24 protein-coding genes and 1 pseudogene are annotated in these 25,170 nt (G+C 66.8%); 11 read left to right on the forward strand and 14 right to left on the reverse strand.

Annotation, left to right across the window (positions count from 1 at the left end; translation table 11 throughout):
* Positions 1-95: 95 nt before the first annotated feature.
* From ACIBW9_RS39815 to ACIBW9_RS39830, 4 genes are all read right to left on the reverse strand, one after another.
* Entirely contained in the window at positions 96-1,148 is a 1,053-nt protein-coding gene (locus ACIBW9_RS39815; RefSeq protein WP_398962935.1) for an NlpC/P60 family protein, read from the reverse strand.
* Positions 1,149-1,252: 104 nt separating this feature from the next.
* Positions 1,253-1,567, reverse strand: a complete 315-nt coding sequence (locus ACIBW9_RS39820) for a hypothetical protein (protein WP_398962938.1) — start codon at positions 1,565-1,567, stop codon at positions 1,253-1,255.
* Between the two features lie 10 nt (positions 1,568-1,577).
* The gene (locus ACIBW9_RS39825) at positions 1,578-2,225 is read right to left on the reverse strand and encodes a TetR/AcrR family transcriptional regulator (RefSeq protein WP_398962941.1); all 648 of its coding nucleotides are present in this window, start codon (positions 2,223-2,225) and stop codon (positions 1,578-1,580) included.
* An 83-nt stretch (positions 2,226-2,308) separates the two neighbouring features.
* Complete coding sequence (locus tag ACIBW9_RS39830; protein ID WP_365843515.1) at positions 2,309-3,247, reverse strand: diiron oxygenase; 939 nt, start codon at positions 3,245-3,247, stop codon at positions 2,309-2,311.
* 127 nt (positions 3,248-3,374) lie between these two features.
* Here ACIBW9_RS39830 and ACIBW9_RS39835 point away from each other — a divergent pair, with 127 nt between their 5' ends.
* A complete protein-coding gene (locus tag ACIBW9_RS39835) occupies positions 3,375-4,490 on the forward strand; it encodes a ferritin-like domain-containing protein (protein WP_398962943.1) in 1,116 nt (371 codons plus the stop codon).
* Here the strand turns inward: ACIBW9_RS39835 and ACIBW9_RS39840 are convergent.
* The 7 genes from ACIBW9_RS39840 to ACIBW9_RS39870 all read right to left on the reverse strand — a co-directional run bounded on the left by ACIBW9_RS39840 (position 4,487) and on the right by ACIBW9_RS39870 (position 11,210).
* Positions 4,487-4,996 carry a DUF3291 domain-containing protein gene (locus ACIBW9_RS39840; RefSeq protein WP_398962946.1) on the reverse strand — a complete coding sequence of 170 codons (510 nt, stop codon included), beginning with the start codon at positions 4,994-4,996 and terminating at the stop codon, positions 4,487-4,489. The two genes, ACIBW9_RS39835 and ACIBW9_RS39840, sit on opposite strands and share 4 nt — an antisense overlap.
* 90 nt (positions 4,997-5,086) lie before the next feature.
* Positions 5,087-6,562 (reverse strand): penicillin-binding transpeptidase domain-containing protein, encoded by a 1,476-nt coding sequence (locus ACIBW9_RS39845; protein ID WP_398962949.1) that lies wholly within the window; start codon positions 6,560-6,562, stop codon positions 5,087-5,089.
* Positions 6,562-7,941, reverse strand: a complete 1,380-nt coding sequence (locus ACIBW9_RS39850; protein ID WP_398962952.1) for an FtsW/RodA/SpoVE family cell cycle protein — start codon at positions 7,939-7,941, stop codon at positions 6,562-6,564. Before ACIBW9_RS39850 ends, ACIBW9_RS39845 begins: the two co-directional genes overlap by 1 nt.
* 43 nt (positions 7,942-7,984) lie before the next feature.
* The gene (locus ACIBW9_RS39855; protein WP_398962954.1) at positions 7,985-8,383 is read right to left on the reverse strand and encodes an SH3 domain-containing protein; all 399 of its coding nucleotides are present in this window, start codon (positions 8,381-8,383) and stop codon (positions 7,985-7,987) included.
* Positions 8,384-8,598: 215 nt separating this feature from the next.
* Entirely contained in the window at positions 8,599-9,846 is a 1,248-nt protein-coding gene (locus ACIBW9_RS39860; protein ID WP_398962957.1) for an ATP-binding protein, read from the reverse strand.
* Entirely contained in the window at positions 9,843-10,568 is a 726-nt protein-coding gene (locus ACIBW9_RS39865; RefSeq protein ID WP_398962959.1) for a hypothetical protein, read from the reverse strand. The genes ACIBW9_RS39860 and ACIBW9_RS39865 overlap by 4 nt, the downstream gene beginning before the upstream one ends.
* A gap of 135 nt (positions 10,569-10,703) precedes the next feature.
* Positions 10,704-11,210, reverse strand: coding sequence for a dual specificity protein phosphatase family protein (locus ACIBW9_RS39870; protein WP_398962962.1), 507 nt, complete (start codon positions 11,208-11,210; stop codon positions 10,704-10,706).
* 110 nt (positions 11,211-11,320) lie between these two features.
* On the opposite strand from ACIBW9_RS39870, the gene ACIBW9_RS39875 reads away from it, so the two are divergent.
* Positions 11,321-12,124, forward strand: a complete 804-nt coding sequence (locus tag ACIBW9_RS39875; RefSeq protein WP_398962965.1) for a nuclease-related domain-containing protein — start codon at positions 11,321-11,323, stop codon at positions 12,122-12,124.
* A gap of 135 nt (positions 12,125-12,259) precedes the next feature.
* Here ACIBW9_RS39875 and ligD read toward each other — a convergent pair whose 3' ends face one another.
* The gene (gene ligD / locus ACIBW9_RS39880; protein WP_398962968.1) at positions 12,260-13,141 is read right to left on the reverse strand and encodes a non-homologous end-joining DNA ligase; all 882 of its coding nucleotides are present in this window, start codon (positions 13,139-13,141) and stop codon (positions 12,260-12,262) included.
* A gap of 72 nt (positions 13,142-13,213) precedes the next feature.
* Here ligD and ACIBW9_RS39885 point away from each other — a divergent pair, with 72 nt between their 5' ends.
* On the forward strand, positions 13,214-14,248 hold the full coding sequence (locus ACIBW9_RS39885; protein WP_398962970.1) for a Ku protein: 1,035 nt from the start codon (positions 13,214-13,216) through the stop codon (positions 14,246-14,248).
* Positions 14,249-14,393: 145 nt separating this feature from the next.
* Here ACIBW9_RS39885 and ACIBW9_RS39890 read toward each other — a convergent pair whose 3' ends face one another.
* Positions 14,394-14,693, reverse strand: a complete 300-nt coding sequence (locus tag ACIBW9_RS39890; protein ID WP_398962972.1) for a hypothetical protein — start codon at positions 14,691-14,693, stop codon at positions 14,394-14,396.
* On the opposite strand from ACIBW9_RS39890, the gene ACIBW9_RS39895 reads away from it, so the two are divergent.
* The 3 genes and pseudogenes from ACIBW9_RS39895 (at position 14,680) to ACIBW9_RS39905 (ending at position 17,452) form a co-directional block, all read left to right on the forward strand.
* Positions 14,680-14,835, forward strand: a complete 156-nt coding sequence (locus ACIBW9_RS39895; protein WP_398962975.1) for a hypothetical protein — start codon at positions 14,680-14,682, stop codon at positions 14,833-14,835. The two genes, ACIBW9_RS39890 and ACIBW9_RS39895, sit on opposite strands and share 14 nt — an antisense overlap.
* 179 nt (positions 14,836-15,014) lie before the next feature.
* Positions 15,015-15,196 (forward strand): annotated as a pseudogene (locus tag ACIBW9_RS39900) (IS3 family transposase); the annotation flags it as partial.
* Between the two features lie 1,584 nt (positions 15,197-16,780).
* Complete coding sequence (locus tag ACIBW9_RS39905; protein ID WP_398962978.1) at positions 16,781-17,452, forward strand: hypothetical protein; 672 nt, start codon at positions 16,781-16,783, stop codon at positions 17,450-17,452.
* A gap of 151 nt (positions 17,453-17,603) precedes the next feature.
* On the opposite strand, the gene ACIBW9_RS39910 is transcribed toward ACIBW9_RS39905, so the two are convergent.
* Complete coding sequence (locus ACIBW9_RS39910; protein WP_398962981.1) at positions 17,604-19,499, reverse strand: DNA/RNA helicase domain-containing protein; 1,896 nt, start codon at positions 19,497-19,499, stop codon at positions 17,604-17,606.
* A 93-nt stretch (positions 19,500-19,592) separates the two neighbouring features.
* Between ACIBW9_RS39910 and ACIBW9_RS39915 the strand changes: the two genes are divergently transcribed.
* From ACIBW9_RS39915 to ACIBW9_RS39935, 5 genes are all read left to right on the forward strand, one after another.
* A complete protein-coding gene (locus ACIBW9_RS39915; RefSeq protein ID WP_398962984.1) occupies positions 19,593-19,949 on the forward strand; it encodes a nucleotide pyrophosphohydrolase in 357 nt (118 codons plus the stop codon).
* A 5-nt stretch (positions 19,950-19,954) separates the two neighbouring features.
* A complete protein-coding gene (locus tag ACIBW9_RS39920) occupies positions 19,955-20,947 on the forward strand; it encodes a hypothetical protein (RefSeq protein WP_398962987.1) in 993 nt (330 codons plus the stop codon).
* 404 nt (positions 20,948-21,351) lie between these two features.
* On the forward strand, positions 21,352-22,626 hold the full coding sequence (locus ACIBW9_RS39925; RefSeq protein ID WP_398962989.1) for a hypothetical protein: 1,275 nt from the start codon (positions 21,352-21,354) through the stop codon (positions 22,624-22,626).
* Entirely contained in the window at positions 22,623-23,195 is a 573-nt protein-coding gene (locus tag ACIBW9_RS39930) for a hypothetical protein (protein ID WP_398962992.1), read from the forward strand. The genes ACIBW9_RS39925 and ACIBW9_RS39930 overlap by 4 nt, the downstream gene beginning before the upstream one ends.
* Positions 23,192-25,117 (forward strand): AAA family ATPase, encoded by a 1,926-nt coding sequence (locus tag ACIBW9_RS39935; RefSeq protein ID WP_398962995.1) that lies wholly within the window; start codon positions 23,192-23,194, stop codon positions 25,115-25,117. The genes ACIBW9_RS39930 and ACIBW9_RS39935 overlap by 4 nt, the downstream gene beginning before the upstream one ends.
* Positions 25,118-25,170 lie beyond the last annotated feature (53 nt).

Consider the following 25,170-nt stretch of genomic DNA (forward strand, 5'->3'; position numbering starts at 1 on the left):
GTCCCAACGCAGCCCGTAATCGGTTCACTTCATGCGTGTCCACACACCCAACATGCTCTTGATCAGCGAAAACGCATAGACCTAACGAAGCACTACTAGGCGCCCTTGGGGCGCTGGTCCGGGCGTACGGCTCCCAGGATCGGGAAGGACGCGAGAGGCGAGACCCTGATCGTCTCGCCGGTGCGCGGCGCCTGGATCATCATGCCCTCGCCCAGGTACATCGCCACATGCGTGGCCTCCGGGAAGTAGATCACGAGGTCGCCCGGGCGCAGCTTCTTCAGCGGGATCCGCGGCAGCCGCGCCCACTGCTCCTGACTCGTGCGGGGGATCGGCCTGCCGGCCTTGGCCCAGGCCTGGGAGGTCAGGCCCGAGCAGTCGTACGACTTCGGGCCCTGGGCCCCCCACCGGTACGGCTTCCCGAGCTGCCGCACGGCATAGCCGAGGGCCCGGGCGCCCTTCTTCGACGGACGGCGTTCCCCGCTCAGCACACCGGACGCCATCAGCCGCCGCTGCGCCGCGGCGGTGCCCTTCTTCTCCAACTCGCCGAGCGCGGCCAGCTGTTGCGGGGTGAGGGAGGCGAGGAGCTTCTCCACGTCCTTCAGACGCGCCTGTACGTCGTCGCGGTCCTTCCTCTGCCGCTCGGCGAGGGCGAGTTGATCGTCGAGGGCCTTGCGCGCCGCGCGGTCCAGCTCGCCGGCCTGCTTCTCACTCGCGGTCAGCCGCCCGACCGCCTCGACCCGCTCCCGCGCCAACTGGCCGATCACATGCCCCTCGTCCAGCGCCTGCTGGGGGTTGCGCGCGAGCAGCAGCCGTACGTACGCGGAGATCTCGGTGCTGCCCTGGTACTGCTGCCTGGCCAGACGTCCCGCGGCGATCCGGCTGTCGTGCAGCGAGTGGCGGGCCTGGGCCAGTTCGCGGTCGAGGCGGGCCACTTCCGCGCGCTGCTTCGTCAGCTTCTCCGCGGTGGCGTCGTAGGTCTCGGTGGCCTTCTCGGCCTCCCGGTACAGCCGCTGCAGATCCGTCAGCTGCTGGGCGACGGTAGGCCCGCCGGGCTCCGCCCCGGGCACGGCCGCGGCGGGCGGCGGTACGAGGAGCGCGCCGGCGGCCATCGCCACCGAGCAGACCAGGCGCAGCAGCTTTCCTGACACATCATCACCTCCGGTGCGGGGCAGCCCTTCTGCTCCGCACTGTCAGGTGTTGACGTCTCCACGGCCGAAAACGCGCCGCCTGTGCGCCGGCCGGCGCAAGCTCGTCACCCGTCCGTGTCGTCCGGCTTGCGGCCCGGCGTGGCGTCTGGATCGGCGTCCGGTTTGGACCACGGCCATTTCAGCCGGTCGCTCGGCTTTCCCTCGGGGTCGTACTCGTACTTCCAGCCCTGCGGCAGCCCGAGCCGCTTGCTGTGGCCGCGCGGGACGCGCCGGTAGACGAGCACGGTGGGCGGGCCGCCGGCCGCGTCCGGCACGGGGATGCGGTACGTCTTGGGCGGGTGCCCGGTCGGGCCCACCAGGACCGGCAGCACCCGGCCGTCCATCGGCCCGCCCACGAACGGTGTCTCTTCGCTCTTCACGGCACCAGTCTCAGACATCCCCGTCCAGCGCCTGCACCAGCGCGGCGGTCTGCGGGTCGCGGGCCGCGGTCACCGAGAGGACGGCCACGAACTGCTCGACCAGCCAGTCCCGCAGCTCGTCGAGCGGCGGCCGCTTGTCCTCGTCGAGCCAGATCAGGGAGGCCGCCTCGACCGCCGTGATCCACATCCGCACGGTCATCCGCAGCAGCAGCCCGGGGTCCGGAACCTCCAGATGGCTCAGGATGTGCTCGGCGGCGGCCCGCCGCACCCCGTCCACGATGGCGGTCGTCCGTGACGTCTCCACCACGCTGCCGCCCTGCAGCAGCGCACTGAACCCGGCGTCGTGCTGGTCGACGAACGCCAGATACCGGTCGAGAGCCCGGGCCAGCCGGGGCAGCAGCGGCCCGACCCGCGCCTCGTCGAAGCACTGCTGCAGCTCGTCTGCGGCGGACCGCAGGGCAGCCTCGTAGAGCTGCTGCTTCCCGCCGGGGAAGTACCGGTAGACGAGCGGTCGTGAGACCCCGGCCGCCTCGGCCACGTCGTCGAGGGAGACGTCCTCGGGGGCGCGGTGAGCGAAGAGGTTCAGCGCAGCTTCCAGCAGCTGGCTGCGGCGCTCTTCGACACTGAGTCGACGGTAAGCAGGGGCGGAGGGGGTCATGCCTCGCAGGGTAGTCGGCCGGGTGCGGGTTCGTTGTGGCTGGTCGCGCAGTTCCCCGCGCCCCTTCAGGGCGCGCACCGCACTCAAGCAAGCAGCCCCGAGCTCTTCCAAAGCCGTCGGCCGACACCCCGCAGCACACCAATGTCGTCCAGGAAGTCCGTCAACCTCTTCGCACCGGTCTGCATGACTTCCCTCCGGTGCCCGCTGCCGCGAACCTGCGCCATCGCCTCCCGCTTGTCCAAGCCCACATTCGTGTACACCTCAGGATTCACGAAGGCCACGGAGAACACCCGAGCAAACTCACCCGAGGTGACCCGAGTGAATTCCTGCGACCACCGCGGAGCGGTGACCATCTGCCGCCGCAGCTCCTCCCGCGCGTACCGCACATGCCGGGCCTCCTCCACGACATGGATCCGCGTCACACCCCGTATCAGCGGCTGCACCCGCTCGTCCGGGAACGTCAGCCGCTGCATCCAGTCGAGCACCTCCTCCCCGAGGAGGGTGGCCGTGAAGGAGCCGGGCGTGGTCGAGATCGTCTTGAACAGCCGCCCCAGGTTCTGGTGCACCCGGGCCACCGGATACCACGGGGCGTCCCCGCGCGAGATCAGCCGCGCGAACATCTTCGAGTGCCGGCACTCGTCCTCGATCTCGGTGAGCGCGTACCGCACATGCGCGCTCGTGGCCGCCTTGTCGTAGATGTGCCGTACCAGGAGCTGCATGAGGATCAGCTCGAACCAGATCCCGAGCGAGGCCAGCGCGGCCGCCTCGTGCTGGGAGAGCAGGATCCGCTGCTCCTCGCCCATCCGCTTCCACAGGGGCGTGTCGTACAGCGACACCAGCTCCGGCGGCCAGAACCACTTGCCCTCCTCGAAGGGCGCGTCCCAGTCCAGTTCCTTGTCGGGGTCGAAGGAGTGCTTGGCGGAGGAGGCGAGGAGCCGTTCGGCCACCTGTTCGCGGTCCTTGAGCAGCCCGAGCGCGTCGCGCAGACCGTCCAGCGCGTCGGCTTCCGTCAGGGTCGTCATCGTTCTCCCACCTCTGTCACCCGGGGTCGCATCCTCCACCACTTATGAGACTGCTTGTCAGCAAGCTCGTCAATCCCCTGCGCACGACTTGTTGACCCGGCGTCTACCACGTGTGAGCCTGCGAAGCATGCCGACTTACGACCTGTACGCCATGGACTCGGGAGACCCGCTCTGGCAGGTGCCGGCGACCGGCGCGGCCCGTTTCAGCTGGGAGTACGACGACGGCCGCGACCGCCTGCTCGCCCTGTACCAGAAGGGCAAGGACAAGCAGTGGGACGGCCAGAAGCGCATCGACTGGGACCTCGAAGTCGATCCTTACGACCCCCTCGGCACCCCCGACGAGTCGATGTCGCTCTACGGCACCAAGCACTGGGCCAGGATGAGCGACAAGGACAAGGGCGAACTGCGCAAGCACTACGCCTCCTGGCAGTTCAGCCAGTTCCTGCACGGCGAGCAGGGCGCGATGATCTGCGCGGCGCGGATCGTGGAGTCGGTCCCCGACCTGGACGCGAAGTTCTACTCGGCGACCCAGACCATGGACGAGGCACGGCACGCGGAGATCTACGGGCGTTTCCTGCACGAGAAGATCGGGATGCTCTACCCGATCAACGACAACCTGCAGTCGCTGCTCGGCGACACCCTCCGCGACAGCCGCTGGGACATGCCCTACCTCGGCATGCAGGTCCTCATCGAGGGCCTGGCCCTGGCCGCCTTCGGCATGATCCGCGACACCACCGACAAGCCCCTCCCGAAGCAGATCCTCGCCTACGTCATGCAGGACGAGGCCCGGCACGTGGCCTTCGGGCGGATGGCGCTGCGCGACTACTACAAGCAGCTCACCGACGCCGAACTGCGTGAACGCGAGGAGTTCGTCATCGAGGGCTGCTATCTGATGCGGGACCGGCTGCGCGGGGTCGAGGTCCTGGAGAACTTCGGCATCCCGAGGGCCGAGGCGGAGGAGTACAGCGAACAGTCCGAATTCCTCGCGCTGTTCCGGCGGTTGCTGTTCTCCCGCATCGTCCCCTGCGTCAAGGACATCGGCCTGTGGGGCAAACGGCTGCAGCAGGCGTACGTCGACATGGGCGTGTTCGAGATGGGCGACTCGAACCTGGACCTGTTGATGGCCCAGGACGAGGAGATCGCGGAGCGGCTGGACGCGGAACGGTTCGCGGCGGAGGAGCAGGAACGGGTGGCCGAGGTGACCGACGCGATCGAGGCGGGGGCGGCCGTGGGCGAGGGTTAGACCGAGCACCCCAGGTCGTCCGGCACCTCCAGCGGCACCGGCTCGGCCCCCTGTGCCGGGAAGGACGTCCGCAGCGTGAAGGCGTACGGCGTGGGTCCGTGCGCGCGCAGGTGCAGCAGCCGCTGCTCGGCCTCCGCGACGGTCGGCCGGTGCCCTGCCGGGACCCACCACAGGACCACCATCGCCTCCTGCACCCGCTCGAAGAACTCCCGGCGGCGGGCCAGCATCTCGCGGTGGCGGCCCTGGTACATGTAGGCGGTCAGGGCGTTGCTGTCGCGCCACACCGACATGTTGATGATCAGCCACTCGTCGCCGAAGACGGGCACGTCCGTCGCGTTGCCCGAGTCGCTCTCGAGCCGCCAGACGAAACCGTCCGCCGCGTCGGCGTCGGCGTTCACGGGGTCGAGGTTGTCGACGAAGTCCTTCAACTGCGGTGAGTCCAGAGGGGCTTTGAGGCGTCCGATGTTGACCTGGGCGAGTTGGTACGCGGCACCGGGTGTCGTCATGGACCGAACGATAGGTCGGGAGTACCGGGCGGTCCCAGACCCCGTCTCAGCATGTGAGCCCTGTCGGCCGGGCTCGTTCAGGAGCAGCCGTCAACTGCTGCCGTCGGGTGAGGAGTTCAGTACCGCCCGCATCACGTCCCGGGCGATCGGCGCGGCCACCCCGCCGCCCGTGATGTCGTCGCGGTCCGCCGACGCGTCCTCCACCACCACGGCCACCGCGACCCTGGGCAGCACCTCGCGCTCGCTCTGCGCCCAGGACACGAACCAGGCGTACGGCATCCCGGAGTTGCCGATGCCGTGCTGGGCGGTGCCGGTCTTGCCGCCGACGATCGCGCCGGGGATCGCGGCGTTGGTGCCGGTGCCCTCCGTCACGACATCCTCCATCAGCTGCTTCATGACGTCGGCGGTCTCCGGACGCATCGCCTGGCGCACCGGGCGCGAGCCCGCCGTGGTCACCGTGGCGCCGTTGCCCGTGGTCGTCCGCTCCACCAGATACGGCGAGCGCACCTGCCCGCCGTTCGCCACGGCCGCCGCGACCATCGCCATCTGCAGCGGCGTGGCCCGCGTGTTGTACTGCCCGATCGACGACAGCGCGAGCTGCGCCCGGTCGACGTGGGTGTCGAAGGTGCTCGGCGCCACCGAGAAGGGGATCCGCAGCCGGGGGTCGTTGAAGCCGAAGGCCTTCGCCGCGGCCCCCATGCGCTTCACGCCCACATCCACCCCCAGCTTCGCGAACACCGTGTTGCAGGACCACGCGAAGGCCTCCCGCAGCGGCGCGTCCTCACAGCCGTCGCCCTCGTTCATCAGCAGGGTCGTGGTACCCGGCAGCCGGTACGGGTCCGGCGACTCGGTCGGCCGGTCGATGTCCAGGACGACACCTGCGTCCAGCGCGGCCGCCGCGGTGACCACCTTGAACGTCGAACCCGGCGGATAGGTCTGCCGCACCGCCCGGTTGAGCATCGGCTTGTCCGGATCCTCGTTCAGCCGGACCCAGGACCGCTCCGTCGCCGCGGCGTTCCCCGACAGCACGGCCGGGTCGTACGACGGACTCGACACCAGCGCCAGCACCCGCCCCGTCGCCGGCTCGATCGCCGCCACCGCACCCCGGCGCCCGCCGAGCCCCTGGTACGCCGCCCGCTGCGCCGCCGCATTGAGCGTCGTCACGACGTTGCCGCCCCGGCCCAGCGCCCGCGTGAGGTCGCCCACCAGGGGGAACGGCGAGAGCATCGGGTCGGTGCCGGACAGCACGGAGTCCCCGGTGTGCTCCAGCAGCGTGGTGCCGTACACCTGCGAGGCGAAGCCGGTGACGGGGGCGTACAACGGGCCGTCCGTGTACGTCCGTTCGTAGCGGAGCTGCTCACCGGAGTCCCGCGAACCGGTGACGCTCCGCCCGCCGACCAGGATGTTGCCGCGCGGCCGCTCGTAACGGGCGATGGTGGCACGGCGGTTGGCGGGATTGGCGTCGAAGGACTCGGCGCTGAGGACCTGGATGCGCACGGCGTTGACGAGGAGCGCGACGAGCAGGAGGGCGCAGAAGAAGGCGGCGTGCCGGATGTGCCTCGCCATCAGGGCGCCACCTCCCCGTTGTACTGCCGCCGCGCCGAATGGCTCACCCGGATCAGCAGCGCCACGATCGCCCAGTTGGTGACCAGCGAGGAGCCGCCCTGCGCCAGGAACGGCATCGCCATGCCGGTCAACGGGATCAGCCCGGTCACCCCGCCCGCGATCACGAACACCTGCAGCGCCACGATCGAGGCGAGCCCCACCGCCAGCAGCCGGCCGAAGGGGTCGCGCAGGGCCAGGCCGGCCCGGTAACCGCGCTCGACAAGGAGGCCGTAGAGGAGGAAGAGCGCGGACAGGCCCGCGAGGCCCAGTTCCTCCCCGGCCGTCGCGAGAATGAAGTCGGACTTCGTGGCGAAGCCGATGAGGACCGCATGGCCGAGGCCCAGGCCGGTGCCGAGGACGCCGCCCGCCGCGAAGGCGAACAGGGACTGCGCGATCTGGTTGGGGCCCTGCCCCGCCTCGATCGTCGCGAAGGGGTGCAGCCAGTCCTGGACCCGGCTGTTCACATGCGGTTCCAGCCAGCCGACGGCTACCGCGCCCGCGGCGGCCAGCAGCAGACCCACGGCGATCCAGCCGATGCGCCCGGTGGCGACGTACAGCAGGACCACGAACAGCCCGAAGAACAGCAGCGAGGTGCCGAGGTCGCGCTCCAGCACCAGCACACCCACACTCGCCAGCCAGATGGCGAGAATCGGACCGAGCACCCGGCCCGTGGGCAGCTGGACCCTCCGGAACCGCCAGACCTGACGCCCGGTGTACGCGAGCGCACTGCGGTTGGCCGCCAGATACGCGGCGAAGAACACCGCGAGCAGCACCTTCGCGAACTCGCCCGGCTGGATGGAGAACCCGGCGATCCGCACCCAGATCCGGGCGCCGTTCACGGCCGGGAAGAGGATCGGCAGCGCCAGCAGGAAGAGCGCGGCGACGACGAAGACGTACGCGTACCGCTGGAGCACCCGGTAGTCCCGGACCATCAGCACGAGCAGGATGAACAGGGTCACGCCCAGCGTGGACCACACGAGTTGGGTCGGGGCGGCCTGGTCGTGCGGAGTCTCCAGGTCGAGCCGGTGGATCAGCACCAGACCGATGCCGTTGAGCAGCACCCCGATGGGCAGCAGCAGCGGGTCGGCGTACGGCGCCCGTATCCGCACCGCCCAGTGGGCGAGCAGTGCGAGCACGCCGAGCCCGGCGCCGTAACCGGCGGCGCCGGGCGGGACGGTGCCGTTCCTGGCGAGGCCCACGGCGCAGTAGCCGTACACACAGAGCAGTACGGCGACGACGATGAGGGCGAGTTCGACGCCACGCCGCCGGGGCAGGCGGGTCACGGGGGCCGGGGTGGCCGGAGTGTCCGCCCGTGCCACGGTGGGTCCGGCGTTGGTCATGTCCGGAACCTACCCAAATAGTCGGTCTTGTGATCTCAGCGTCTCAGCACCAGCGCGGTTGTTCGTGGCCGATGACGTCGATGAAGCGGGCCGCGCCCCACGCCCAGGTGCCGTCCGGGAGGAGGTACCAGATGTTGTCGCCGTCGACGCTCTGGCCCGGGGTCTTGCAGAAGATCGAGACCCGGTCGCCCCGGTGCGCCACCCGGATCACCTGACTGCCGCGGTTCGGTGCACTGCGCAGGAACAGCGTCTCCGCGGTGACGACGCCCCGCGCGAGCCGGTCGTGGTCGTGGTCGTGCTCGCCCCCCTGACCGAAGCCGGGGTCCCCGTCACCGCCGCCCCACTCGTCGTCCGCGAGGGCGGGCGAGACGGCCACGGAACTGACGAGGGCACAGGCGGCGGTGGCGGTGGCCAGGCGTATGAGGGTGGAGCGCAGGGACATGGGGGATACCTCCATGAACGGGGGCGAAGCTGACTATTCGCCACATATCCGCCACATTAGGAGGAGGGGGCGGGGCTCGCCTGTCCTGCTGGTCCATAGGAGCGCGCGCCTCTCTCGGGGCGCGGGGCTGTATCGATGTGCGGCTCCGCCGCGTGGGCGCGACAAACCCCCACGCGCCCGCACGCGACGAACGACCTGCAGCCCCGAGCTCTCGATCAGTCAGTTTGGCCCAGCGTCAGAATGGCAACCGCCCCACCATCCACCGCGTTGGCGAACTCCAGCCGCGCCCCCAACACCTCGGCCTGCCCGACCGCAATGGTCAACCCGAGCCCGTGCCCCCTGGCACCCCCCTCGGTCCGGAACCGCTGCGGCCCGTGCTCAAGGAGATAGTCCGGGTACCCGTCCCCGTGATCCCGCACGGTCACCACCGCCCCCTCCACCGTCAGAGACACCGGCGCCCGCCCGTGCTTGTGCGCATTGGCGACCAGGTTCCCCAGCACCCGCTCCAGCCGCCGCCGGTCCGTCTCCACGCGGGCGTCCCGCAGGACCACGACCTCCGTGTCGGTCCCCGAGGCCCGCACCACCCGCGTCGCCAGCGCGCCCAGTTCCTCCGCGTCCAGCTCCAGCTGCTCCCGCCCGGTGTCCAGCCGGGAGATCTCCAGCAGATCCTCGGTGAGCGTGCGCAACGCGGCCACCCGGTCCCGCACCAGCTCCGTCGGCCGGCCCGGCGGCAGCAGCTCGGCCGCCGCGTGCAGCCCGGTCAGCGGGGTGCGCAGCTCATGCGCCACGTCCGCGGTGAACCGCTGCTCGCTCAGCAGCTTGCCCTGCAGCGAGGCCGCCATCGAGTCCAGCGCGGCGGCCACGGCGGCCACCTCGTCCTGGGGGTGCGTCGGGTCTTTCGTACGGGGGTCGTCGACGCGGGCGTCCAGATCGCCGGCGCTGATCCGCCGGGCCACCTGCGCCGTGGCGTGCAGCCGCCGTGTCACCCGGGTCACCGCGAACGCGCCCACCAGCAGCGTCACCGTGATCGCCAGACCTGAGGACCACAGGATCGACTGGTCGAGCGCGGCGATCGTATGGGACTGCTGCGAGTAGTCGACCTCGACGGCAAGCGCCCTGTTCCGGTCCGCGGGACCCGCCGCCCACATCGTGGGATGCCCATGGTGCTCGGAGACCATCGTGCCGCGGTCCCCGTGCGCCGCCAGCTCGCGCAGCGCGCTCGGCAGCCCCGGAGGGTCGACGCCCGCACCCGGCAGCAGCGAGTCCCCGGCCTCGTACGCCCTCGTCGCGTCCGTCAGACGCGACAGCGCGAGGTTGCGGGCCTGGCCGACGGTCTGGTTCGTCACCGACACATGCACGAGCACGCCGAGCAGCGCGGCGAGCGCACAGCACATCACGGTGATGAAGACGGCGGCCTTCAGGGCGAGCGTGCCGGCCCACTGGGGGAGTGCGAGCCCCGTCATGGGGTCGCCGAGGGGGAGGCGGAGGGCGGCGGGGAGGGGTGCGACAGGCGCTCGCGCTTGCCGATGTGCAGCATCTCGTCGTGGGTGAGCAGCATCACGCGCTGGTTCGGGTCCCAGGTCCACTGGAAGCGGTACTCGTAGTCGGCGAGATCGGACGGCGCGTGGATGATCACGGAACGCCCGGCCAGCTCGACGCCGCTCACCGCGTCGTTGTTCGACATGACCTGGACCACCCGGCCCGCCTCGACGGTGTAGACGCGCACGGCCGTCTGGTTGCCGGGCAGCAGCCGGAAGCCCAGCGTCAGGTCGGGGCGCCCGTCACCGGTGACGTCCCGGTAGTACGCCTTGAGCAGCGGACACTTCGGGTTCGCCGGCTGCTTGCCGCAGTAGGCCATACGGCGGGCCGTCTCGCGGTACGGCGCCTTGGAGCCGGAGTAGTCAGCCGGGTGCTGGGACATCTCGGCCCTGACCACGGCCACCGGGTCCACCTTGCGGATGTCGTCGTCCGGGGCCGTGATGCCCTTCATGACCTCGGCCTCACCGTTGTCGTAGTCCCAGGCGGGACTGGCCGCCGGGCTCAGGCCGGGCCACAGCTTGTCCGGGCTGGTGGCGGTCGGCGTCGACCCGGCGCCCTGCAGTCCGCCCGCGTCACCGCAGCCCGACGCCAGCAGCGCGAGGACGGCTGCGGCGAGGGCTGTGCATGCGACGCGAGTGCGGAGCACTGTACTCCTGTGGCTGAGAACCATCGGTGACCCGGTACACCCTATTCGTCCGGCGAAACGATTACCTCGCCACCCGGCTGCCCGGCGATACGGCTGCTCAGAGACCTGATCGCCCGGCTCTCGGGAATCGCCCGGCTACTCGGCGAGTTCCTCAAGGAGCCGTGCCGTGGACAGCCCTGCCCGCAGATAGTCCACGAACAGTTCGTTGTGCAGCGCCCAGGGTGAGCGGCGGGACCGTATCAGCCGTATCGCCTCCTCGGGAGAGTGCCCCTGGCGGACCAGGGCGTGCGCGACGACCAGCCCCGAGCGGTTGTACCCGTGATAACAGCGGACGAGGACCTTGCGGCCCTCGTCCAGTGCCTCGCCCGCGGCCTGCGCCAGGCGCATCACGCCCGCGAGCTGGGTGCCGTCCAGCGGCCCGTCCGGTATCGCCCACACATGGTGCTCCACACCGGGGTCGGGCCCGTGCCCCGGCAGTCTCAACAGGGTCTGCACGAGATCGAACTCACCCCGCACGACAGCGAACTCCAGTTGCCCGGTGCGACCCCTGAACTCGTGCCCGCCCATCCACAGTCCGGGCACGATCTCGCTCCACGGACTGTCCGGAGCCGGTACGTCGGGCTGCTTCCTGCGGGTACGCAATCAGGCCTCCCCAAGCGCCGCTTCCGTGGAGCCCAACTCCTCGTCAAAGGTAACCGGGTTCTTGCCCGCGGAGCACCCCGCCTGTTCCCATGGTCAAGGGGTGATGGTGCATGACCGGACTGCGTGTCGTACCGTCCTGGCGGCACGGCCAGGAGCGGCTCTACGTATGCCTCACGGACGGGCGGAACGTCGCCTGGTACGACAGGGAGGCCGCCAGGGTCAACCTGCTCAGCGAGGAGGCGAGGGAGGGCGTGCTGCAGGCCCTGGGCCCCTTCCTCACCGGCCCGGTGACCGTCGGCCCGCCGCCGGTCCCGACCCCGGCCGAGCTGGCCCGGCTCTCCCTCCACCCGGACGACGACCTGGCCCCCAACCGTCCCGGCGAGGCGCTGCTGGTCGCCCTGGACCGGGAACCGGGGCCGCCGCACCGGCTGCGTCCGGACCCCCGCCGCCGGGCGCTGGCGGCGGAACAGGCGGTCGGCGAGGCCCTGGACCGCCTCGACGGCGCCGGCTGGCACGCCCTGCACTCGGTCCCGCTGCCCGGCGGCGACCGCATCCACCACCTGGCGATCGGCCCGGGCGGCCTGTTCGCCGTCCATGCGGTGTACGCCCGTAAGCAGAAGGTGACGGTCGCCGACCCCATGGTCGCTCTGGGCCGCCGCGAGCCCCGTCCGCTGCTGCGCCGCGTCCGCGCGGACGCCGACCGGGCCTCGTACGCGCTGACGGCCGAGGTCCACCCGGTCCTGGCCCTCGCGGGGCCCGCGGACGTCGCGATCCCGGCCCCGCTGCGCGAGGTCCGCGTCCTGAAGGACACGGACCTCGAGGGCCTGGCCCGCCTCGGCGGCGTCCTCAAGCCGGCGGACGTGGAGGCACTGCACGCGATGGCGCGGGACCGGGGGACGTGGACGCGGGTGTGAGGACTGCTGGGCGGTCTCTTTCAGCCCGTCCGGACCATCCCAGCCCGTCCGGCGTTTGAGGGCGAGGCCGTTCAGGCCGAAGGGGTGTCTGGGGGCGCAGCCCCCAGGACGGCACATGTGCGACCAGGCAGCGAGTCAGGGCAGGGGCGCCGCACCGGCAGGGTCGAGCAGCGGGGCGAGCAGATCGCCGTAGTCCTGGAGGCGGGGCGCAAGGTCAGGCGCGTGGAACGTCAGCTGCGCAGCCGACCCGCACTCCTCGACCTCGGTCCAGGTGACGGGCGCGGAGACGGTGGGCTCGGGTCGGGCGCGCAGGGTGTAGGGCGTGGCAGTGGTCTTCCGGGCGGCGTTCTGGCTCCAGTCGACGAAGACCTTCCCGGGCCTGAGGCTCCGGGTCATCCGGTGCAGGGCGAGCCGGGGCATGGCCCGCTCGGCCTCGACGGCGAGCTGCTTGGCGTACTCGCTCACCTGCTCGGACGGGGTGGGCCGTACGGCGGCGAGCAGGTGCAGGCCCTTGGACCCCGAGGTCTTGGCGAAGGCGTCGATGCCGTCGGCGGCGAGCCGCTCCCGCAGCCACAGCGCGACCTCACAGCAGTCGACGACGGTCGCGGGCGCCCCCGGATCGAGATCGAAGACGATCCGGTCGGCGACACCGGCGTCCTGGACGACCCACTGCGGCGTATGGAACTCGGTGACGAGATTCGCGGCCCACATCAGGCTCGCCAGGTCCTGTACGAGCACCATCCGCGCCGGCCCCTCCATCCGCGGCACCTCGGCGGTGGTGACCCAGTCGGGCGTACCGGGGGGCACGTTCTTGGCGAAGAACACCTGTCCGTCCGGCCCGTCGGGATACCGCAGAAAGGAGACGGGCCGGTCGTGAAGATGAGGAAGAAGGTGTTCGGCGGTGGTGGCGTAGTAGTGCAGCACCTCACCCTTGGTGAACCCGGTCGCGGGATACAGCACCTTCTCGAGGTTGCTGAGCGCGAGCCGTCGCCCCTCCACCTCTGTGATCGGCGTCATACGATGAGAATCTCACGCAAATCGCAATGAAACTGAGTGAACGCTGCAAATCGATCAAAACCGACCGAAAGGGTGCTGCACGTGCGATCCATCTGGAACGGCGCCATCTCGTTCGGCCTGGTCAGCATCCCGATCAAGCTGGTGAACGCCACCGAGAGCCACTCGATCTCCTTCCGCCAGATCCATGTGGAGGACGGCGGCCGGATCCGCTACCGCAAGGTCTGCGAACTGGAGGACAAGGAGGTCAGCGGGGCGGAGATCGGCAAGGGCTACGAGGACGCGGACGGCACGATCATCCCGATCACGGACGAGGACCTGGCCCATCTGCCGCTCCCCACGGCGAAGACGATCGAGATCGTGGCCTTCGTCCCGGCGGACAGCATCGACCCCCTCCAGATGGACGCGGCGTACTACCTGGCGGCGGGCGGCGCCCCGGCGGCAAAGCCGTACACGCTGCTCCGTGAGGCCCTGAAACGCAGCAACAAGGTGGCGATCGCCAAGTTCGCCCTGCGCGGCAGGGAACGGCTGGGCATGCTGCGGGTGGTGGAGGACGCCATCGCCATGCACGGCCTCCTGTGGCCGGACGAGGTCCGCGCCCCCGAGGGGGTGGCCCCCGACGCCAAGGTCAGCATCAACGACAAGGAACTCGACCTGGCGGACGCCCTGATGGACACCCTGGGCGGGATCGAGCTCGACGAACTCCACGACGAGTACCGCGAGGCACTGGAGGAGGTCGTCGCCGCGAAGGCGGCGGGCGAGGCCCCACCGGAGGCCCCGGAACCGGCGGCGGGCGGCAAGGTCCTGGACCTCATGGCAGCACTGGAGAAGAGCGTGAAGGCCGCCAAGGAGTCGCGCGGCGAGGAGGAACCGGCAGAGGTCAGAAGCCTCCCGCCCCGCAAGTCGGCCCGAACGGCCCCGAAGCAGGCGGGCGGAAAGAAGTCGACGTCCACGGCCAAGAAGACGACGGCGAAGAAGACGACGGCATCGGCCTCTGCCAAGAAGTCGACGGCGAAGTCCGCACAGCCGACGAAGAAGACGGCGGCGAAGACAACCACCGCAAAGAAGACCCCCGCCAAGAAGACGACGTCCCGCAAACGCAGCGCCTGACACCGCCCGACGGGTCCGGCGAACGGTCCTCGCGGTTCATACTCCGCCAACAACGTGGGCGGCATCGTGCGCGGTTGCCGGGGACGCTGTGTATGTCGTGTATGTCGTGTATGTCGCTTGTCGCTGAGCATTTTGTGCCGGACCGTCAGGCGGGCTCCGGGACCCGGCGGCGGGTGGCGACGACCACCAGGCCGCCGACGACGGCGAGGCTCATCAGGACGGTGCCGAAGATGGTCGCGCCGTTGGTCAGCCCCACGGCGTCGCCGAGGTGGGCGGCGGAGACCGGCAGCAGGCCCGCCGGGATGTAACCGCCCACGTTGAGCGCCGCGTTGGCCTCGGCGAGCCGCTGCGGCGGAACGGTGGAGTTGAGCAGGGAGAGGCCGCCGAGCTGCCCCATGCCCTGCCCGGCACCGGCCAGCAGCGCCGAGGTGATGAGCACCGACACCGACGAGGTGTGCACGGCGACGATCAGTGTGACGGAAGGGCATGAAGCGGCGGTCCGGCTGCGCCTGTGCGCCCTCAGGATCCCCCGCACACTGCGGCGCAGGGGTGCGGTGGTGGCCCCGCTGCACCGTTCGAGCGGCTGACGGCCGGGCTGGGGGCGTGATTCCGTGGGCAGCGGCTCCGGGCGACCCGGACCAGGTCCGGCGTGCGAGCCGACGACGACTCGCACAGGGCGCGAGCGGGCCCGACCAGCTCACTCTAGGCGGTGGGTCACCGACATCACGCAGCGCCGCACCAGGGAAGGGGGGTAGTGCGCTCGGTATTCACCTCCTGGATCTTCGGGGAGCGGATCCGCTCCGCCGGCCTTCTGTCGTCGTTCGGCACCGTCGGGGACTGCCTGGACAACGCGATGCTGGAGTCGTTCTGGCCTCGATGCAGATCGAACTGTTCAACCGCAAGCAGCCGAAAACCCGGGTCGAACTGGCCAACACGATCTTCGAGTTCACGTGTTGATTCCCGGCAAGTCCTCAGGGCTCGTAACACGATCATGATCGCGTTACGAGCCCTTACGCCCATCTGGAAGAAACGCGATCGAGGAGTTCCCCTCCGACAGTGCCGAGTAGGCCTTCTTCCGGTTCGGTTTCTTCATCGGCAGATCTTTTGACCTCGCCATGCCTGCTTTCGACTTCAGCGGTCGGCTTGGGCCGAGCGCTTGACCCTTCGGAGGCGGGTTTCTGCAGAGCGACCGCGGATTCACCAGCCACTCCGATCGCGGCAAGCAGGACAGGAGTGGCGATCAAGATGGCGAAGACTCTACGTGCACGCATGGTTTCCCGCCTCGTCTAGGACAACGTCGCCACCAAGCTACCTCGCTAATCATTCCGAAAAACCGCTCAGCGAACTACTCACTCGCATGGCCGAGAGCGCTGGCCCTCTGCGAGATGGTCAAATTCACCGACCTTGACTCTCTCGATCATGGCGGCTGTCTCCGAGTGCGCGCAGAGGAGCGCCGGACCGTTGGGCACCTTGCTGCGGCGGGATGGCGATGCCGTTGTCGTAAGTCAACAGTGGCTGCGGAGATGAACAGGTAGTTCGCGGCACATGAGTTGCTCGTTGCAGGCGTTTTCCGTCCTTGTGATCCGTAATTACTGCATTTTGTTTCTACAGCGTACGTGTTGACGGCGCTGAGATACTTCCCATATGTTTCCGCCTTCTTTTCCCGGGCTTCCTTCTTTTGCTCTACGCGATTCTCGGCTGCTTGCGCTTCGAGCTGAGTGCGTGCTTGCTGCCAGGAACACCACTACGAGAAGGCGCCACCCATGAGCGCACCGAACAGGGCGACCGCCAGTCCGAGCAACGCCAGGCTGGGGTCTGCGCCCCCTCAGGCGTCATGGCTGGTGAACATACGGTCTCGGAGGGTCCGTATGCGGTGGTTCAAAAGTTGCTCGACGGTCTTGCTGACGACCCGTCGCCTGACGTGACAGCAACTGCTCACGGAGCTTGGCGCTTATGAGGAGCGGCGGAAGAGATTGTTCGTAGCACCTTGCCGGCCGGCGCGTGTTGTCAGGCGAGGCGACGGTGGGAAGCGGGTGGCGCCCCTGGGCTGTCGTCCACCAGTGCGGGCGACGCTTGATCACTCACGCGCTACTCCCGCGTGAACCGTGATCAGCAATGCGAGAGAGCGGGACCCAGTGAGACTGGGTCCCGCTCTCTCGTGTCGGCATCCGCCCTGGTCAGCGCCTGATTTCTGCTGTTCCTCGGCGAGTGCCCCCGGCAGGATTCGAACCTGCGCACACGGCTCCGGAGTGGTTGCGTCGATCACTCTTCACGAGCGTCTTGACCTGCGGGTAGTCCGTTGGGGAGTGCGTGAGGCCGCTCGGTGTGTCGGAGGTGTGTCGCGCGCTCGCTGCGGCCTAGACGGCAGTGGCATCCATCGCTGGCGGTGCCAATCGAAGCTTGAGGTTGACATCGGGCATCTATCTGACGGTTAGGGGCCTATGTGCTCCTGTGCGCCGGACCCCTGGTGTGGTTCGGCGGCTTCGGTGGGGCAGTATCTGCTCGGTTGATTCCGGTCGTTGGGGGGTCGTCATGCGTTCGTTGCGTCGTACCGTGCCGCTGGTGGTGCTGTCCTGTCTGGTGCTGGCAGGGTGTTCGTCCTCCGGGGCCCATTCCGGTGGGGGCGCCGGGAAGAACGGCGCCTCGGCTGCGGCGGGTTCGGCGGTACCTGTGGGTTCGGGGGGGACGATTCCGGTGGGTGCTGGCCCGCAGACCAAGTACACGGTGCAACAGCAGCCCCCCGCGGGCAGCTGCCACTACCGTCACACCAAGGATGGGGAGCCGCTGCCGGATCGGAAGTGCACGCCGGGTGCGACCTCGCCGGCCGTGACACAGGCGAACCTGGCGCAGACGATCTGCCGTAAGGGCGGCTACACCAAGGGGATCCGGCCGCCGGTTTCGATCACGGGCCTGGAGAAGAAGCTGAATGCGGCGTCCTACGGCTACACGGGCAGCCTGAGTGATGCTGAATATGATCACGATATTTCGCTTCAGCTGGGCGGTTCCCCGAATGACGCCCGTAACTTGTGGATCGAGCCCGCGGATCCGGGCCACAAGTCAGGCGGCGGGATCAACAACAAGAAGGACCCGGTGGAGACGAAGCTGCACACCGCGGTCTGCTCGGGCAAGGTCACGCTGGCCGCAGCGCAGAAGGCGATCGCTACAGACTGGACAACGGCGTTGCAGTCGCTGGGTCTTGGGTGACGGCTAGTCCTTCTTCCGTGCCTCTTTCCGCCAGTGGGCGAGGTGGCCCCGGGGGGCGAGGGTGCTCGGGTGGTCGTCGCGCAGAATTCTCTTCACCTTCTATCGATGCGTGCTGTAGCCCTTGTCTGCAACGGGCTCACACCTACCGGGTTCATCGTGCTGCAGAGGGATCACGAAGGGCCCCAGTGAGAAGCTGGCGCAGGCGCTGTTGAGTGGGGGCGTCCGTCGAATAGAGGCGCGTGCCTCGGGTTCCGCGCGTGGCGAGGACGCGGTAGGTGTTCAGCGCGTAGCGCAGGTACTGCCGTGGCGACAGCCCCTGAAGGGCGGGATCACGGCTCTCCTTGGGTCTGGCCTGCCATCCGGTGGGGGTCCAGGTGATGTCGTCGCCGAGGATGACGGCGCTGTAGTCGTATTCCATGCCCTGGGCGGTGTAGACGCAGCCGATCTGCTGGTGGCCGCCCTGGTCGGTGGCCCAGAAGGCCCGACCCGGGGTGTCGGTGCCTGCGAGGATGCCTCCCGCGCCGGAGTTCCAGGGCCGTTGCCACAGATGGTCGCCAGTCTCGTCGGTCCAGGGGATGGAGACTTCTGGCGTGAGGGGCGGGGTGGGGGGTGAGTCCCAGGACCAGCAGAAGCCGGCGGTGATGCGTGCACTGCGGCCCGCATGGTGGTGAGTGGTGACCCAGTCTTCGAGTTCGGCAGGGGTGGCGGCGATGGCGAGGTCGTAGTCGGTGCCCTGCCATGCGGGTGCCTGGCCGTCTTCGGTGAGCAGGGCATCGATCCAGTCGAGATAGGTTCGCGAGCCCCCGCACCGGAACTGGGTGGTCAGGTCGATGTGGGCGAAGGTGTAGCCGCGGGCGCGGGCCAAGCGGCGAAGTTCGTCGAGGGTGGTGCCTTCGCTGGGGCGGACGATCTGGCGTTCATCGAGGAAGAGGACGAGTGCCGCGCAGTCGCGGATGAGCCGGGTGAAGAGGTCGGGGAACTCACTGTTCCGCCGCAGCGGGTCGGTGCGTGCCCGGTGGGCCTCGTCCAGCAGGATGATGCTGCTGTCTTTGCTCAGGCCGCGGGGCAGCGTGGTGGTCAGGGTGGTGATGAGGCCCTTGGCCCTCTCCCCGACGGCGCGGGTGAGCTGCTGGGTGAGTGTCCCGGACGGGGACAGGAGCCTGGGGTTGGCGTTCTCTTTGAGGCAGAGGTCACCCAGGACGCGGGCGGCGATCGCGGTCTTGCCTGTGCCCGGTCCGCCTGTGACGGCCACGATGTGGCCGGGCGTCCCCCGCTCGGTGGCCTCAATCGCGCGATGGATGGTCTGGCGGGCCTTGTCTTGGTCGCCGATGAGCCGAAAGCCGTCGAGGCCTTCGATGGTGCCGCTGACCCTGGCCAGCAGGGACGCGGAGGGACGGTGCTGGACCAGCAGGAAGTCGCTGACGGTTTGCCGATCCGCGGGCTCTACGTCTGCGCACTGCAACCGTCCGGCCAGCAGCGAGGCTTCGGCGTCCCTGGGAAGGTCGTCGGCTCCCAGCAGTGGGAAAGCGGCGCTGGGGCCGCCAGCGGCAAGTGCGCTCAGGTGCCCGGTCAGCTCTGCGGATGCGTTGTGCAGGAAGGCCAGGCCGCGCACCTCGAGGTCCAGTTCGGCCGGAACCCAGTCGTTGAGGTAGGCGACGTACCCGCCGACTTGGCGCCCGGGATGCAGAACCTCTCGGTCCCCCACCATGAGCATCCCGGCTCCCACCGGATGCGGAGCGGCGAACGTCCACTGTTTGAGTTCGATCACGACAGCCACGAGGCGGCCCGCACGCCGGCCAATGAGAAGTGCATCGATCCTCTGGCTGGAGCCAGGCAGTTCGTACTCCAGCAGCAGATGCAGATCAAGTAGCCCGGCGACAACCAGCACACGCACCAGCGCTGGCCAGCTCTCCGACCAGCTGCGCAACTCAGCTTCCCCCGGCGATCGTCCGTGCACGGCGGTATACCGCTTGGCGCACTGCGCGACGAAGCCCGGATCGGCGAGCCGGACCGAGGCTTCCTTTACGGTTCCCTCGAAGACATGCATGCATGATCTATAGCAGTCGCAACTGACAGTGCACTCAGGCAAGTTCGTCGCCAGCACGCACAGCCGCCAGAAGGGCCTGGTAGGGATAGAGGCATGACGATCCGAGAACTCCAGGAAGATCTGGCGCAGTTCGCCCGCGAACGCGACTGGGAACAGTTCCACACACCGAAGAACCTCGTAATGGCGCTCGTCGGCGAGGCCGGTGAACTGGCCGAGATCTTCCAGTGGCTCACCCCGGAGCAGTCGCAGGCCATCATGGCCACGCCCGGCCAGGCCCAAGCGGTGCGCCAGGAAATGGCCGATGTTCTGGCCTACCTGCTGCGGCTGGCGGACGTCACAGGCGTGGACCTAGAAGAGGCCCTGGCCGAGAAGATCGAGCTGAACGGACAGCGCTACCCGGTCGGTCTCGCCTACGGCCGCGCCGACAAGTACACAAACCTGGGGGCCTAACAAGCATGCGGATTTTTGCCCAGCCGGCGAGACGCTCGGACAAGACCGTCGAAAAGCACTACCAGGACACCATCGCCAGCCCCGTCGCCTTCGACCAGCACGCCGACCTGCTGGATACGGCTACCCTAGACGCGCTCAAGCAGCTCTTCCCGAACGGCACCGCCCCGATGTGGGGCGTCATGCCCGGCAAGAACGGGGCCAACCTCCCCGAGATCCGCAAAATGGAGCCCGGATCCTGGGTCTTCTTCAGCGGCGACAAGCGCCTCTACCTCGGCGGCACGGTCGCCCTGACCTGGCGTAGCCCGCAACTTGCGGCACGCCTGTGGGACACCGACGACGACGGCGAGACCTGGGAGTACATGTACGCCCTCTCCGGCACCCGCGGCTTCGACATCCCCATCGAGGAAGTCCGCGATCTCCTCGGCTGGAAGCCGACCCGCAACATCATGCGCTTCCAGGCCGTCAAAGACACCGAGGCCGACCTCCTCCAGAGCCTCCTGACACTGGAACCCGCACAGACCGTCCAGCCCGAGGACGAAGAAGCCGCAGCCCAGCAGGCCATCGCCGACTACACCGGCCCCCTGGAGCGCAGCGCCGAGCGCGCTTACCGAGGGGAACAAGCCCACCTCAAGCGCGCCCTTCTTCCCGGCCCCACGGGCGAGTGCGCCCTGTGCGGGCGCACCCTGCCGGCCGCCTTCCTCATCGCTGCCCACATCAAGAAGCGGGCCGCCTGCACCGACGACGAGAAACGCGATCTGCAGAACATCGCGATGCTCGCCTGCCTGCTGGGCTGCGACGGACTCTACGAACGCGGCTTCATCACCGTTTCAGAAGGCGGACAGCTCCAGGTCAGCCCACTCGCCGCCTCATCACCAGCAGTAGCCCAACACATCAACGACTACCTGGCCGACCGCACAACCGCATGGTGGACGCCGGAACGCGAGCAGTACTTCGACTGGCACCGCACACACACATTCCGAAGCGCTCCGGCGCCTTGAGCCCGCAGATTTACAGTCTCCCCAAGATCGCTTCAGCATCAAGCCTCTGACCTGCGGCTTTGTGTGCCACTCTCAGGATTTCACCGAACCTAGTCCACGTATCGTCCTGATCTTGGAATTTGCCAACCGGACAGTGCCCCACAGGCAACCGCAAGCGGGGTGCCGTCTGAGTCCTACGGGCAACGCTCCGACACCCCCCTCACAACTGACTTCGGCCGTTTTGTCAGCCCTGCTGCGTATGTGGGGTGGCTCATGTCAAGATCTACGAACGGTCAAGTGCGAGACAGTGTGGGGGCGCGTTGTCTGAACAACCGGAGTTCACGGCCGCTGGGCTAGTCGTGACGGAGCCGCAACCGGATGACTCAGGGGCCCCCACGCTTGATCGCTACGACTGGCAAGCGTCCATGGCAGCGGCCGACGGCCTACAGCTGTACCTCGATGCTCTGGGCCCCGGCAAGAGCCTCAGTGAAGACGAGGACAGACGAGTCCTTTGCGAGTACCACGAGGACTGGGTAGCCCTGCACGGTGACGCCGCAGAGCTTGTCTCCGCGAAACATAGGGATCCGTCGGTTGACGCATACAGAACGGTCAATCAACTTGCCGTTGACGGAGGGCTCGTCCACCTCTTTCTGCGCTGGCGAGCACTGAAAGAAAAGCCAACTTGCAGGTTGACGACTACCGGAGGTCTCCTCAGCGGCGACCCTCAAGACTTCGAAGCAATGATGAAAGCCTTTCGCGCGCTTCGACTGGCAGAGCAGCCGATCACCATCTCTGCCGATCAGCTCCCATTTGTAACGAAGTTTCATGCAGGCGTTCACACCTACAGCGGAACGCACCTTCCCTCCGAATGGAAAGAGGGAAGCGAGAAAGAGATATCGCTAGAGGATCAGCAACAGGAGATCGCTCGTTTTCTCTCCATGTTGAGCATCCAACATGGACTGACACGCCGGGCAGATATCGGATTCGCAGCTCCAACGAAGTTCGCCAAGCCCGTAGTCGACCACCTCGGCTACGACGTGCCATGCGAAGCTGTCTGGAACGCCGTCTACGGTCTCTTTTTCACGCGTATGCGGGCAGCCGGGCCAAGGAAAAATGCAACAATTTCTCCCGTGCTGGCGTATGCAAATGGTTCCGGATCACCGACCACCGCAGATAAAGAGCGAGAACTTTCGAGCCGGATCGTGACTATGCAGGATATCGACCTGGCAATCATGACAGCGGTGACTAATCCTTCGGCCTATGAATCTCTCAGCTCGCCCATCAGATTGAGCCGAGCAGCGATAAAGATGAGAAGGGGCCGCTGCTCAGACAACAGCATTGAGCGCAGTGAACAGCTAAGGAAAGACTATCAACGCTACTGGCGTACTCGCCTGACTGGCGATCCCACTGCACTGGCCGAACGCGAGAAAGTGCGCAGGCTACTTCTTCGCGTCAGCGACCAGGCCGACACTCCAACCATGCGTGCAGCCGACCATTGGGGGGCTACCTTCTGGCGATCGATACAAGACGAACTCGACAACATTCCATCGAACCAAATTCCGGTCGGGATGGATTCAGATCTCCTTCTTGGGGGGATCAGCGAACTCGCCAATAAATGCCAGATCTGGTTCAGCGATCACTTCGATGTCGCAGATGAAATCAACAGGCTCCGTGAAGATAACCACGGGAGCGCGGCATGAGTATCGCATACGATGATCTTGAGCTCGCGTTGCTGCGAGATGACCTGGCGTACCATCAGGCCCGCGTCTTACTGCTAGTAAATGCCGTATCTAAAGATCCAAATCACGCCAGAAAGCTGGACGGTCTTACCAAGCTGGCAAAGCTCGATTTCCTTCTACGGTACCCGGCTCTGGCGCCAAAGGTTCTCGACCAACTGTCGGAATCTGACCCGAGGCTCAACCTCACACATGAAGAAATCGCGACACCGACGGACGTAGAGGCGCCAATGGTGCGCTACAAGTATGGCCCTTGGGATGATCGCTATTACGCGATCATCGGCGCTTTGGTGGGACGGGGACTTCTTCGCTACGCGAAGGGAAGAAAAGGCAGCGTAGCGCTAGCAGCAACCACGAAAGGACGGCGCCTCGCGGAGGAAATGAGCAAGGCGCGTGATTGGAAAGCCATAAGCGAGCGGAGCGAGGCCATTTCCCAAGCCTCATCAGGAATGAACGGAAACACACTCAAAGATCTCATCTACCAAAGGCTTGAATCTTTGATGGATCGTCCGCATCGGCAGGTAATCAAGTGACCATCAATTTTCGCATCAACGAGTTGTCCTTGTACACGACCGAAGGTCGAGTGCACTATGAGTTTCCGTCTGACCTGACGGTACTAGAAGGCCCGACTGGCGTGGGAAAGACCACCCTTCTTGAACTCATCAAATACGGCTTTGCCGCAGGTGAAGCACGTCTAGCAAGCGTGGCAACGGAAGCAATCCACGACGTTGCGATTGATGTCAGCATCGGCAAAGAACAATTCCTGATCAAGCGAAGCCTGGATGCGGCAAAGAGCAAGAACATGCGCATCACGGACGTCCATACGGGGGTGCGACTCCCTGACCACTCCGTCGGCGACGGGGAATCCAGCTTCAATGCCTTCCTGCTGGAGAAGCTAGGACTTCCTGACGACATCCGCGCTGCGGCGCAGAAGAGCAGGAGCAGTAAACCTGGGACTCGCGTTACCTTTGGCGACATCTTCAAGTTCATGTACATCCCGCAGTACGCGATCAATAGAGATATCGCGGATAGTCGTGACGGCTACTACGACCCTAAAAGGAAGGCAGTCTTCGAGCTTCTTTTCAAACTGACCGACCCCGAAATCCTCTCACTGCAATCTTCGGTAAACCTGATGAATGGCGAGATCGATAGAGCCGCCGAACACCTGAAGACCATTCTAGACTTTCTTCGTGATAGCAACACGAGCAGTCGAGAGGAAGTAGAGGAAAAGCTACTCCAGGCAACGGCGGAGCAGGATCAGGCCCGGGATGAGTTGACAGCATTGCGCGAAGAACTCGATCCTGTAATTGACCGACAAACACAAACCTACCGCGATCTACTCACGGACGCAGAGAGAACCCTGGCTGAAGCCCGTGCTTCAGTTCAGGACCTGGCCCGGGAACGCGAGGAAATCAGGCTTGATCAGCGCCGGGTAAAAGCGGACTATGCCCGCCTTGAACGTATGCGTGATGCCGGTGCCAGACTGGCCAACATCGAGTTTTCAGTTTGCCCGCGATGCATGCAATCTTTGGAGAACCGGTCTGTCGAAGACGGTCGCTGTCGACTATGCCTCCAGGCGGATCCGATTTCACCTGAACAGGCATCCGATAGTTATGAACTTCATCAGCTCAACACGCAGCTGGACGAGATGGAAGCCCAGTATGAGGCGACGGAACAACAGTTGGCGAAGGCTCAGCGTGCAGTAGCAGATCGTGAGTCACTAGTCGGGAAACTGACAGCAATCCTCGAAGCACGAACCTCTCAGCGCGTGACTCCCAAACTACAGGCATTTAGCGACGCCTCAGATCGATTGGCAACCGCGCGCACTCGGCAGGAGTACTTTGAGACCGCTCTCCAGCAATGGGACCGCGTAGCGGACATCGAAGGTGAAGTCAAAAACCTTCGAGCCGAACAAGAGCGCCTCAAGGCAAATATCGCAGCTCGTAAGGCTGCGCTGGCCAGCCATCGAAACTTTGTTCTTGACGAGATCGAGAAGGAGTTCCGTACAACCATAACGGGACTCAAGGTGGCTACAGTAGAATCTGCCGGTTTTGATAGGGAAAACTATCTGCCGCTGATCAATGGGAAGGTTTTCACGAAGACCCTGATGAGTGGGGGTGGCTCCATGACTGCAACACAGATCGCATACTGGACCGCGCTCATGACCGTAGCGCGCAAAACCGGCACACCTTACCCTTCCATGCTCATCATCGACGGCCCCAGGCTGGCACTTAACACCGCAACTGAAACTTGCGCAGCCCTCTATAAGCGTCTCCTCAAGGGCGCAGATGAGGCCCCGGGGACAGTGCAATTTATCGTCTCCGATAACGAACTCCCGGATGGCTATCCAGGTGGTTTTACGCGGATCAAATTCGACTACCCGAATCCCACCATCGCAACGATCCGGCATCCCGGTCAGGGACATGTAGAAGTGATTGCATCAGCTGACGAATGAGGCGAGCCCAGAATCCTGGGTCCTTTGCCCCGCATGCGGGGCGCGCTTGCCAC

Source organism: Streptomyces sp. NPDC049541, assembly GCF_044465725.1.
Lineage (GTDB): Bacteria > Actinomycetota > Actinomycetes > Streptomycetales > Streptomycetaceae > Streptomyces.